Origin of the sequence: Brochothrix sp., from assembly GCF_017549435.1 — a bacterium.
GTDB lineage: Bacteria > Bacillota > Bacilli > Lactobacillales > Listeriaceae > Brochothrix > Brochothrix thermosphacta.
Window position 1 is genome coordinate 1 of the sequence record NZ_JAFYUW010000107.1, and the last position, 11,846, is coordinate 11,846.

An 11,846-nucleotide genomic window follows, 5' to 3' on the forward strand; every position below is an offset into this window, starting at 1 on the left:
ATGATCCTTAACTAGTTCGCTAGCTAAAAATTTGTTACTTGTTTGCGTTACGAAATTAATTGGTTAAACTCCGAAGAGTTTAAGCATATAATATGTCTTTTCGTTCATTCAGTTTTCAAAGGTCAATCGCCGTCAAACTCTTTTTGACAACTTCTTAATATTACCTCATTGCCGACATTATGTCAACAAGTTTTTATAATATTTTTTTGAAGCAACAAAACTTTTTGTCTGATGCAACTTTTACAGTATAGCATGCTAATCTCTTTCGTGTCAAGGCGTTTTTAACATTCAGTTATACGACTTAATCACAGTTGAAAACTTGCTTTTCTGTTTGATGCAACTTTTATATAATATAACAGATACTGTATTAAGTCAACACTTTATCATCTTTTTCTTCTTAAGAATACAAAGTACATTGTAAAAAACATCTAACAGCCACTCTAAGCTAGATAAATCCATTAAAAACCGACAATTACCTACCTTAAGATGAACGACTATGATTGTTGTTAAACCAGCATTAACTCAGTAATAATGATCCACTAAAAGTATTTCTCTTCTATATAAAGCGACAAAGAGTATTCTCTTTATTCGAGAATACTCTTTGTTTAATTAATTATAATATTCTTCCAAAACTTTTTTCACTTGTTTTATAAGATGATGACTTGGTTTTTTATCGCTACCTTCTAATATACCTGCTAATACATACTCTTTTTTATCTGCGTCCAAAACAACCAAGCTAGAATTTTCGGAACCTTTACTGTCTTGAGTCAATTTACCCACTTCAGCCGTCCCCGTCTTAGCAGCTAATCTATGGCCGGAAATTCGCAACTCATGCGCAGTACCTTGCGAATCAGACACCACTGCTTCTAAATCTTTCATGACTATGTTTGCTGTTTCCTCAGATATGGCATTTGTTTCTGGGCTCTTCTCTGTTGTTTTCATCAATTGTGGTTCTATAAGCTTACCGCTGTTCGCAAAAGGAGTATAACTACGCGCTAACTGGATAGGTGACATTAATACTTGCCCTTGTCCATAAGAAGTGTCCGCCAGAAGCACCTCACTTTTCAAACCATCTGTTGAGAGTTGTGGCGCCTTTGTCTCAAGCGGGAATTTATCCTCTCCATTGAAACCAAATTGTTCCATTTTTGAAGTAAATGCTTTCTGCCCCATTTTTATAGCTTGTTGTGCAAAGTAAATATTATCTGAGTATACGAGTGCCTTCTTAAGATCGACAGGATTAACATCACTTACTCGTGTTACTTTATAATCGCCCCAATCGCTGTTTGCTTGCCACTTCAATCCCTTAATATTCAATTCCTCATCTGGAATCAATGTCCCGTGCTCTATCCCTGCACTAGCCGTCAATGCTTTGAAAGTAGAAGCTGGTTCATAACGGACAGTTAAACGATTTAATAATGGTTTTTTGTCAGCATCATTGTATGCCTCCCACTGAGTAGCACTTAAACCTTTAACAAAGTCGTTTGGATTATATGACGGCGTACTGATTGCTGCCATCACTTCACCCGTTTGTGGATTAAGCATTGTCACTGCTGCTTTATCATTTGCAAACGCAGCATAATAAGCCTTTTGCAACTTACTATCAATTGTTGTAGTGAAATCCTTACCATTCTTGGTTTCTTTCAATTGTAGTTCAGCACGTTCTTTTCCATCCTCTTTAACGATACTAATTTTCCCTCCACGTTCACCACGTAGTTCTTTGTCAAAGGTTTCTTCTAAACCGGCAGCTCCAATCACATCATGCTCACCTAACAAAGGATTATCTTTAATATCATCTGCTGTTACAGGACGAACATAACCCGTTATCGCTGAACCCGCTGCTCCTAATTCATAATTTCGTATTCCTTCATCATTGTCTTTCGCTAATGGCGCATCATCTTTATCACTAATCGTCCCTCTAACTGGAGAGAACGTTTCAATGTGTAATTTGTCACCTTTTTTCATTTCCGGAAAAATTAAACTTGTGAGCCATTTAACCTTCCATTCATTATTATCTGATACAAATTTGACAGTATAACGCTTAACGGGTAATGAACCAAGAGTTGTTGTCATCTTCATATCATAAGAAAACGAGTAACTATCATCAGCTTCATCGTAGCTAACTTCATCTGCCTTAATGTTCGTAATCGTAGCATTAATACCTTCATAAATATTAGTGTATTTTGTTACCAATTCTTTTTCGTCTAAACCTTCAGCTTTAATGCTATCATTGGATAATAGTGTTGTTAACTTCTTAAAATCTTTTGACTGCAAACTTTTCACATAATTATTAGCAACAGTCTGAACAGCTGCTAATTTTTCTCGTTCGGCCTTAGCATTTTGATACTTTTTCACACCAAAAACACTCGCTACCAAAACCAATGCAACAATCACACCGCCCACAACAAGCCATTTTTTTCTTGTCATATCGTTCTCCTTTTATTGACGTATTTTATAAAATTTTATCAATTTATATCTGGCACTAACACTCATACACTAATTATTAACTTACAGTCATTATAACACTTCTAATTGATTATTCCAGAAACAACAAAAAGCCCTATATCGCTAACCATAGCCGATATAGGACTTTTTTATTAGGCTCTTAACTTGTAGCGTAAATTTTTGGGTAATCGTTGTAAAATGATAACGCTCAATATCGCTTTTAGTAAATCACCTGGAATAAATACCAAGTTCGATAAGAATGCAGCTTTTAAAGGCATACCCGTAACAAAGTGTAAACCAATTGCTCCAAATGAATCGATGACTAGCACCCCAGCTATAACAGTCACTGCGAACAACCGAAGAAATGAGGGCTTTTCGCCTAACTTACCACTCCACCAGCCAATTAAAAAAGCAGCGATTGGATAAGCAATTATATAACCAGCAGTTGGGCTGTAAAACAACGCGAACCCACCACGACCTCCTGCCAAAACAGGTAAACCTACTGCAACAAGCAGCAACAATAACAATACTGCGATAGTACCGTTCCGCTTACCTAATAACAATCCTGCTAATAAGACACCCATGCTTTGTACTGCAATTGGAACGGGTATGATTCCTATCGTGATCGGTGGTATAAATCCTAAAATAATAAGTACTGCTATCATTATCCCTATAAATGCAATTGAATGTGTTTTCATCTGAATCTCCCCTATTCCTCGAATAAGTAAATTTTAACTTTCCTCACCAACAATGTCAACCTTTTATTTTAAAAGTTAACAAAAGAGCGGCGTTTGCTAATGTGAAACGTCTGTGTTATATTTTAACCAACTTATATTTATCCACTAGGGGTGCTATTCATTTAGCTGAGATAGACGGTATGTCTAATCCCTTTGAACCTGATTTGGTTAATACCAGCGTAGGAAAGTGGAAACGTCTATTTATTATAAAGGTTAAGTCTGTACCTTTAACACGTTTCGCTTACAACCCTGGTTTTGGGTAATGTAAACGGGGCTTTTTTTATGCCCTAAAATAAGATAAAAGGGGAGATTCAGATGAAAAAGACACTCACATTAAAGGATACCTTGGTAGCGATTGTCATTGCATTAGTGTTCGGGATTATTTATAAAGTAGGTACGATTCCTTATGATTTATTAAAACCCTTTGGTTTACAATTGGAACAAGTGATTTATGGGTTTTGGTTCATGGCCGGGCCATTTGCAATGTTAATTATCCGCAAACCTGGTGTAGCCTTAATAGCAGAAGCAGCTGCGGCGCTAATTGAAACATTTTTAGCAGGAGGTATGGGGATGCAAAGTTTTGTTTACGGTATTGGTCAAGGACTTGCTTGTGAACTCATCTTTTTGATGACGCGTTACCGTCGTTTCACATTAGATACGGCTATTATATCAGGCTTACTAGCTTGCCTTGCTTCTTTCTTAATTGACTGGCCATATGGTTACCTCGCTGTTCAACCTTGGGCTTTGACTCTTATCATTATTTTCCGCTTCATTGGTACAATCATCATTACCGGTTTCTTAACTTACTACCTTGCTAAAGCAATGGAGAAAACAGGTGTTGCTCAAATGGTACGTCCCATCACAAAGGATGACTACGATGCTCTCAAATAACGAGTATGGCACAAAAAATCTACGACTGTTATTTCCAGGTATGAAAGAAGCGTTTCTTAAAAATCTGGATTTTTCTTATACAAGCGGTGAAAAAATCTTAGTTTTAGGCCCTAGTGGTGCTGGTAAATCCACCTTACTCGAAGTATTAGCTGGGCTTATTCCAACCATTATTGATGTCCCTGCTAAATGGGATGATTTACGTGTCCCTGATAACACCGCGTATTTCTTTCAAGATCCTGATGCGCAATTCAACATGCCTTACACGGATGAAGAAATTGCGTTCGTATTTGAAAATCAACAAATTCCCTCAGCAGAGATGCCGGAGCGTATTGCTCATTACATGGCACTTGCTAACGTTACAACGGATACACATACCGCCATCAATAAATTGTCAGGCGGAATGAAGCAACGTTTGCAATTAGCGAGTTTATTAGCTCTGAAAAGTGATTTCTACTACCTAGATGAACCCACAGCAATGCTTGACCCTGAAGCAACACAGTATTTTTGGGAACAAATGAAACAGCTCACTCAGCAACAAACGGTCATCGTAGTGGAACATAAGATTACCGAAATTATCGATTATGTCTCGCGCATAGTCATTATGTCAGAAGATGGCTCCATTATAGCGGATGGACCTACTGCTGAAATTTTGACAACACATACAGACTATCTGCACGATGCCGGGATTTGGCACCCTGAAAGTTGGACACTTGCTCCAAAATTCGAGCGTATTCCTATCGCATCTCCTGAAAATTTACTCACCGCTTCACAGTTCAAAGTAAAACGAAAAAAACAAACAGTCGTTTCCCTAGATAACCTCACTGTTCAAACGGGGGATTGGCTTTGTATTTCCGGGGAGAACGGCTCAGGGAAATCCACCTTGTTAGAAGGACTTCGCGGCTTGCTTAAAACAAGCGGAAAACTCACTTTCCCAAATGGTTCACAAGAAACAACGGGCTTCGTCTTCCAAAATCCTGATTATCAATTTGTATGTGATACAGTAAAAGAGGATTTGGCCTTTGGCTTACAATTCGAAAAACTCACTGAAGAGGCTAAAGAGGAACGTATCCTCGCCTATTTAGACTATTTCAGCCTGACGGCACGCCAAGCAATTCATCCGCTCTCATTATCAATGGGGCAAAAACGACGTTTAAGCGTTGCTTCAAGCGTTATTACAGAACCACAACTATTATTACTAGATGAACCCACTTTTGGTCAAGATGCCCGTAATACCTTCCGCTTGATTGAGAGTCTAGAACATTGGCGCAAAAAAGGCATGGCCATCCTAATGATTACCCATGAGCCAGAAATCATCGAGCGTTACGCAACTGGTGTGATCAATGTCAAAGATGGTATCGCTACTGTAAAAGGAGGGGTTTGACGATGGTAACTGAAACAGCTTTCTTTCGCCGTGTAAATCCGGCCTATAAGTTTTTAATTTTCTTTATCATCACATTATTAACGATTTTTTTACGTGATGTGACTCTCTTAGCTGCTTTATCTGGTTGTGCTTTATTGGTATATCTCATCTTTTCGCCCTTAACTTTAAAATGGAAGGTAGGCTTATTATTACCCTTTGTTCTTTTAGCATTTTTTAGTGGTATTACCGTCATTCTCTTTGGCCTTGGAGATGATGTGTTATTTCAATTTTTATGGTGGCGCATTTCTAGTGAAAGTTTATCTCACGGAACGATGATTATCTTACGTACATTGTTTTTCTCATTAATCGGGTTGTCATTCGCTACAACGACGAACCCTGTTTTATTCTTTTATTCAGCGATGCAACAATTCAAAGTCCCTACCTTTATTGCATATAGTTTCCTCACAGTCTTTCGATTGATTCCTATCATGGCAGAAGAGATTACGATTTTAAATAAAGCAATGCGTGTGCGTGGCGTTTCTCGTATTAAGGGGCCCCGTGGTGTTTGGGAAAAAATGAAACGTTACAGCATTACCATGTTATCTCAATCAATTCGCAGAGCCTTTCGAATCTCAGTCGCCATGTCAGCAAAAAAATTCACGACTGGCCCACGTACGTTTTATTACACAACGACTTTTTCACGCGTTGACGTTTATTATACGTTACTATGGCTAGCTATTATCGGCGGATGTTTATTCTTCTTCAATTAAAAAAGCAGTAAACCGTGTGTACGATTTACTGCTTGAATTCACTCTGATGCATCCTCTGTTTTTGAGGGTGCATTTTTTGTTCTATGATAGTTTCTAATCAACACAAAGATATACACGATGCAGATAACAACCCACGTAATGGCAATCCAACGATAAAAAGGTTCTGTATTCAGCCATGCTACGATGGTAAAAAGGATCGCCATCAACGCCCAATAAAACACTTTCAGCTGCATACTTCTTTTAGTTTTCATTTTGATCATCCTCTCATTTTAAATCGGCAATGGTTCCGCGCGTTTCCTGTAACAGCTGTTGTGTACGTGCAATATCCTTAGCTGCGTATACATAAAAGAGCGAATCAACAATAAACATTTGCGCCGTTCTTGAACTCGTTGCTGCACTCCTTAAAAGGGCTTCTGGCGCATGAGATGTTTGTAATACATGATCTACTTCACGATTTAGCGTATTGCTACCAAATCCTGTTAACGAAACTGTTTGTATCCCATTAAATTTAGCAATATCGCGCAACTTGATGACTTCTCTTGTCTCACCACTGTATGAGATACCAAAGAACATCGCTTTCTTAGGCGCTGTCGTCATAATGGTTGCCATTAAATGGGTATCTTGTACCGCATAAACATGTTTACCTAATCGTAACCATTTTTGCATAAAGTCTTCTGCTACGAGCCAAGAAGCTCCGATACCAAATATAAATATCGTCTCCGCTTCAACCATCTTATCCGCTATCGTTTGAAGCTGCTTCACATCAACCATGGCAAGTGTATCTTCTAACGTTTGAATGGTATTGGCTTTTAACTTACGTATAAGGATATCGGGGGCTTCATCTGAACGGATGTCATAGTAACCTGTCATCTTATCCTGACCACTTTCAGCAGACAAGGCCATCTTTAACTCAGGTACGCCCTTCAATCCCATCGAACGACAAAAACGCACCACTGATGCAGGACTGGTTTGTGCTTGTTTTGCAATTTCCTGCGTTGATAGTTGTGCAATCGCATGGCCTTTATCCAGAATAAGCTGCGCCACCTGTTGTTCCACTTTAGATAGCTTGCTTAGATTCATTTCTATACGATGACTGATTAACCCACTCATCCATTCTCCCCCGTTCTCTTCATTATTTCTATTCTATCACTATCGTACGACACATGTGAAGCGAGAGTTTGGCTTATTCACATAGCGCAATAGTACATGTTCTTCCATTACTACTCTACCCACAACATTCACCTTCTCATCCGCTAACAAATCACCGAGTATAATTTGTAATTCACCTTCATACCTTAAATAAGCAGCGTTATCAATCGTAACACTTCCCCGTAAACGTTCCTGACAGTTAGCAGGTGCTATTGGATGATAATGGTTAGAAAATTCAATGCGACTATTTGCTGCTCGGATGACATCGCGTGCCACATCACGTCTCACTTGATAAACAGGTGATAACCAATCCACGGTATTTTCTAAAACGGTCACATGTAACTGGATAATGCGTTCATTAAACCATTTCTTAAATTGCACTAATGTTGATTCAGCTAAACTCAAATCACCAATTAAAACCGTATCGATACCAATATCTAGCAGATCGAAGTACTGCGCCAATGGATGCAGGTCACGATGTGCTTCTAATGTTGGCAAACCAGCAAAAATCGGCCCTCTTTGTTGACCATCTCCTTGAATAAATGCACCTGTTGTTAAACCATGGCTTTTGATGAAGCTCGTATGTGCTCTCACTGCCTCACGTGCCAATCCCGTTTCAGGACGTGGGTAATAATTATACCAGGCACTTAAGTTTTCAAATACAGCCTGTTCCGCTGTTAGTTCGGCTAAATCAGCAGCCGTTAAGGTACTGGCATTCAAAATAATTTGCCATCGTTGTGTCATCCCCGCAATTTGTCTCATTGTCACGCCATCATCAATCCTTAAACCAGTGAATCCCCATGATGCTAAATCCGCTTCAGTATAACGTTCAAATGTTGCGGGCGATACGTCAGCTATCCATTGTAACTGCTGCTCTTTCATACAGTCACCTAGCTCTTTTATAACAGCTGTTAAATCACGGTCTCTTTCTTCAGGCATTTGTAACGAAGTAAACACGTAACGACTACCTGCGGTTGCCATCTGTTTAATCAAACGCTTATTTTCTGCGATACTTTGTTCTGTTAATGATACTAAAAAACCCAACATATTATCACTCCTTAAAATAAAAGAGCAGACTGTTATTAGCAGTCTGCTTGAGACTGAAGATAAACACTGTTCCAGGTCGTCACTTCTTGCTTGCTTGGGATTACGTACCATTAGTACGCGCACCGTCACTCGCTCGTTGTTCCTACTATAACAGCATTTCTATTCAGCCTTCTCATATCGTAGTCAAAGTCGTTTAAATCATCTGCAAAGAAAAAAGAAGCTTTTCGATACTTTGTCTACAATCTGGAACAGACTTTTATTAGCAGTCTGCTTTTCTCTAGTCTTCATCAATCGCTTCCATTGCTGATTTTGGTACACCAAAGAAATAGGTTAATACCATACCTGCAGCATAAGCAGCTAATAAGCCATAAATATAAATCATCCAATGACCTGTATTAATTAGCGGAATCAAGGCAACACCTGACGGTCCGATTGCAATTGAACCCACATTACCGAATAACCCAATCACAGCACCACCAATACCACCACCTAAACAAGCAGTAATAAATGGACGTCCTAATGGTAATGTTACACCATAGATGAGTGGCTCTCCAATCCCAAGCACACCAACTGGTAAAGCACCTTTAATGATGTTTGTTAACGGTTTATTTTTACGACATCTAACCCATAACGCAATTGCTGCACCAACTTGACCGGCACCTGCCATTGCAATAATCGGCAATAATGTTGTCATTCCTGTTTGAGCAATCATTTCGATATGAATCGGCGTTAACACTTGGTGTAAACCAAACATTACCATCGGTAAAAACAATACCGCTAACAAGAAGCCGGAAATTGCGCCACCTGTACCAATCACCCAGTTAATTGTTGTTAACAAACCATCTGAGATATAACCTGCGCCCGGCATAATCAAGAAGATTGTCGCCAGACCTGTCACAAGCAATGCAATCGTTGGTGTCACAATAATATCAATCGCATTAGGCACAAACGTACGTAACCCTTTTTCAATAAATGATAAGAGGTAAACAGCAAGTATTACACCAATTATCCCACCTTGACCAGCAATCAAAGGTTCATTTGTAAAGATATTTTGGATCGTTTGATCAGGTGTCACACCACTAAGCAAGACAACACCACCAATGACACCACCCAGAGGCAACGTCGCACCAAATTGTTTCGCTGCATTAATACCGACATAGATATTTAAGAAGGTAAACAATGCGTTTTTAATGACATTCAGCACTAAAACGATTTGCTCCCAATGTCCACCTGAAATAGTACCAGCCACTAACATGTTCGAGATAATTGCACCAATACCCGCAATTAACCCCGCACCAACAAACGCTGGAATTAACGGAATGAAAATACCGGAAATTGTCGCTAAAATACGTTTAAATCGTCCGTTGCCGCCTTTTTTATATTTCGCTTTATTTTCTGAAGCTAAGGCTTCTACTTTTTCACGATTACTGCCACCGCTTGTGTGCGTATTCCCCGTTGGAATCTCAGCACCCAATTCCACGCCCGTCATATCCGTCATCGCTTTCGCAACTTTGTTAACCGTACCAGGACCCACGATGATTTGAATGGTATCTTCTTCAACAACACCCATCACACCTTTTACTTGTTTCAAGGCATCCATTTGGACTTGATCGTTATCACGCAAACTCAAACGCACACGTGTCATACAGTGATTGACAACTCTAATATTTTCAAGGCCACCAATTTGCTCTAAAATCCGTTGTGCTAATTCTGTTTCTTTACTCATTATGTTCCCCCCTTAGTCTTTTGCAATTGTGCGACGGACAAAGCCTTTATTCTCAACCAAGCTATTTGTCGCTTCTTCATAACTCATATTTGTTAATACAATTACAATCGCCGTTTTTACATGGTGATTACTCTCTTCAAACACACGTTCAGCTGTTGCTTCATCACAACCTGTTGCATCTTTAATGATATTTTTGGCACGTCGCACTAATTTAATATTTGTTGAACGAACATCTACCATTAAGTTTTTATATACTTTACCGATACCAATCATTGCTGTCGTTGAAATCATATTCAACACTAATTTTTGTGTTGTTCCAGCTTTTAGACGCGTTGAACCCGTTAGTATCTCTGCCCCTGATACAACTTCAATTGCAATATCAGCATGCTCACTAATTTCAGCAGGTGCGTTACACGCTATACTCCCCGTCGTTGCACCTATGTTTTTCGCATAATCCAAACCACCAATAACATAAGGTGTACGACCACTCGCCGCGATACCAATGACAACATCGTTCTCAGTTAATTGGGCAGCTTTCAAATCAGCAACCGCTAATTCCTCTGAATCTTCAGCACCTTCAACTGCATCTTTAATCGCTTTCGCGCCACCCGCAATTAAGCCTTGTACCATTTCCGGTTCAGTACCAAATGTTGGTACACATTCAACCGCATCAAGGATACCTAAACGACCACTCGTTCCAGCACCAATATAAAATAAGCGACCCCCTTTTTCAAAAGCCGTAATAACCGCTTTGACCATTTTTTCAATCGCAGGTAATTCTTTAGCAATCGCTTTCGGAATTGTTTCATCCTCTTGGTTCATCACAGTTAGTATCTCTAAGACAGACATCTGATCTAAGTCCGCTGTTTTCTCGTTACGTTTTTCAGTGTTTAAATGTTCAATCATTTATTCCCACTCCTTTAATATAGATATGTACACGTTTACAAAACAAGTGTATCGCACATGAAATTATATTTCAAGTTAATTATTAATTATTTGTAATAAAGTTTCTTAATTTGTGAACAACCTTGAACATTATGATTTCTATTTGAAATTTATTTCATGTTATAATGGTTTTGCATCTAATAGAAGGAGGGTTTTTTATGTTGAAAATTGAACGTATCGTTAACGGAAACATTCAAGAAAACTGTTATATCGTACATAATGATCGTTATAGCTTAATTATCGATCCCGGTGAAGATTATGAGACAATCGTTGCAACAATAGAGAAAACAGCAACGAAACCAGTTGCAGTTTTATTGACACATGCGCATTTTGATCATATCGCCTCTTTACAACCTATACGCGACCTTTACACAATTCCGGTCTATGTCAGCCCCATTGAAAAAGAATGGCTCGTTAATCCTGAGTTAAATCTTTCAGCAGGAAGCGGTAACCCGATTGTAGCAAAAGCCGCCGAAGAACTATTTGAAACAGGTAAAACCTATACACTAGGTGATATTTCTTTTCATGTCGTTGAAACACCCGGACATTCACCAGGCAGCGTAACCATTGTTTTTGAAGACTTTATCGTATGCGGCGACGCCCTGTTCAAAGGAAGTATTGGACGAACTGATCTCTACTTAGGCAGTCAAGAACAACTCGTACAAAGTATCCGCGATAACATACTTACTTTACCCGATATATTGCCAGCCTATCCAGGCCATGGTGACAGCACAACAATCGGACATGAAAAAGCAACAAATCCATTTTTGAAGTAAAAG

At 39.1% G+C, this 11,846-nt stretch carries 11 protein-coding genes and 1 riboswitch; of the genes, 4 read left to right on the forward strand and 7 right to left on the reverse strand.

Annotated elements, in window-relative coordinates; translation table 11 throughout:
- Positions 1 to 609: 609 nt before the first annotated feature.
- On the reverse strand, positions 610 to 2,424 hold the full coding sequence (locus IKV95_RS07025; RefSeq protein ID WP_069126495.1) for a penicillin-binding transpeptidase domain-containing protein: 1,815 nt from the start codon (positions 2,422 to 2,424) through the stop codon (positions 610 to 612).
- A 170-nt stretch (positions 2,425 to 2,594) separates the two neighbouring features.
- Positions 2,595 to 3,140 (reverse strand): biotin transporter BioY, encoded by a 546-nt coding sequence (locus tag IKV95_RS07030; RefSeq protein WP_029091497.1) that lies wholly within the window; start codon positions 3,138 to 3,140, stop codon positions 2,595 to 2,597.
- A 136-nt stretch (positions 3,141 to 3,276) separates the two neighbouring features.
- Positions 3,277 to 3,382, forward strand: a riboswitch (TPP riboswitch).
- A 112-nt stretch (positions 3,383 to 3,494) separates the two neighbouring features.
- Between IKV95_RS07030 and IKV95_RS07035 the strand changes: the two genes are divergently transcribed.
- Genes IKV95_RS07035 through IKV95_RS07045 form a run of 3 tightly spaced genes read left to right on the forward strand, consistent with a single transcriptional unit; the run spans position 3,495 to position 6,200 of the window.
- Positions 3,495 to 4,070 carry an ECF transporter S component gene (locus IKV95_RS07035; protein WP_069126493.1) on the forward strand — a complete coding sequence of 192 codons (576 nt, stop codon included), beginning with the start codon at positions 3,495 to 3,497 and terminating at the stop codon, positions 4,068 to 4,070.
- The gene (locus IKV95_RS07040) at positions 4,057 to 5,451 is read left to right on the forward strand and encodes an ABC transporter ATP-binding protein (protein WP_051457428.1); all 1,395 of its coding nucleotides are present in this window, start codon (positions 4,057 to 4,059) and stop codon (positions 5,449 to 5,451) included. Before IKV95_RS07035 ends, IKV95_RS07040 begins: the two co-directional genes overlap by 14 nt.
- Before the next feature lie 2 nt (positions 5,452 to 5,453).
- Positions 5,454 to 6,200 (forward strand): energy-coupling factor transporter transmembrane component T family protein, encoded by a 747-nt coding sequence (locus IKV95_RS07045; RefSeq protein WP_069126492.1) that lies wholly within the window; start codon positions 5,454 to 5,456, stop codon positions 6,198 to 6,200.
- Between the two features lie 38 nt (positions 6,201 to 6,238).
- On the opposite strand, the gene IKV95_RS07050 is transcribed toward IKV95_RS07045, so the two are convergent.
- The 5 genes from IKV95_RS07050 to murQ form a co-directional block, all read right to left on the reverse strand.
- A complete protein-coding gene (locus IKV95_RS07050) occupies positions 6,239 to 6,451 on the reverse strand; it encodes a hypothetical protein (protein WP_029091499.1) in 213 nt (70 codons plus the stop codon).
- 13 nt (positions 6,452 to 6,464) lie between these two features.
- Positions 6,465 to 7,310 carry a MurR/RpiR family transcriptional regulator gene (locus tag IKV95_RS07055; protein WP_029091500.1) on the reverse strand — a complete coding sequence of 282 codons (846 nt, stop codon included), beginning with the start codon at positions 7,308 to 7,310 and terminating at the stop codon, positions 6,465 to 6,467.
- A gap of 39 nt (positions 7,311 to 7,349) precedes the next feature.
- A complete protein-coding gene (locus IKV95_RS07060; protein WP_287451565.1) occupies positions 7,350 to 8,396 on the reverse strand; it encodes a MupG family TIM beta-alpha barrel fold protein in 1,047 nt (348 codons plus the stop codon).
- A 277-nt stretch (positions 8,397 to 8,673) separates the two neighbouring features.
- Positions 8,674 to 10,122, reverse strand: coding sequence for a PTS transporter subunit EIIC (locus IKV95_RS07065; RefSeq protein WP_069136965.1), 1,449 nt, complete (start codon positions 10,120 to 10,122; stop codon positions 8,674 to 8,676).
- Positions 10,123 to 10,134: 12 nt separating this feature from the next.
- The gene (gene murQ / locus IKV95_RS07070; protein WP_287451566.1) at positions 10,135 to 11,028 is read right to left on the reverse strand and encodes an N-acetylmuramic acid 6-phosphate etherase; all 894 of its coding nucleotides are present in this window, start codon (positions 11,026 to 11,028) and stop codon (positions 10,135 to 10,137) included.
- Positions 11,029 to 11,225: 197 nt separating this feature from the next.
- Here murQ and IKV95_RS07075 point away from each other — a divergent pair, with 197 nt between their 5' ends.
- Positions 11,226 to 11,843 carry an MBL fold metallo-hydrolase gene (locus IKV95_RS07075; protein WP_029091504.1) on the forward strand — a complete coding sequence of 206 codons (618 nt, stop codon included), beginning with the start codon at positions 11,226 to 11,228 and terminating at the stop codon, positions 11,841 to 11,843.
- Positions 11,844 to 11,846: the final 3 nt, after the last annotated feature.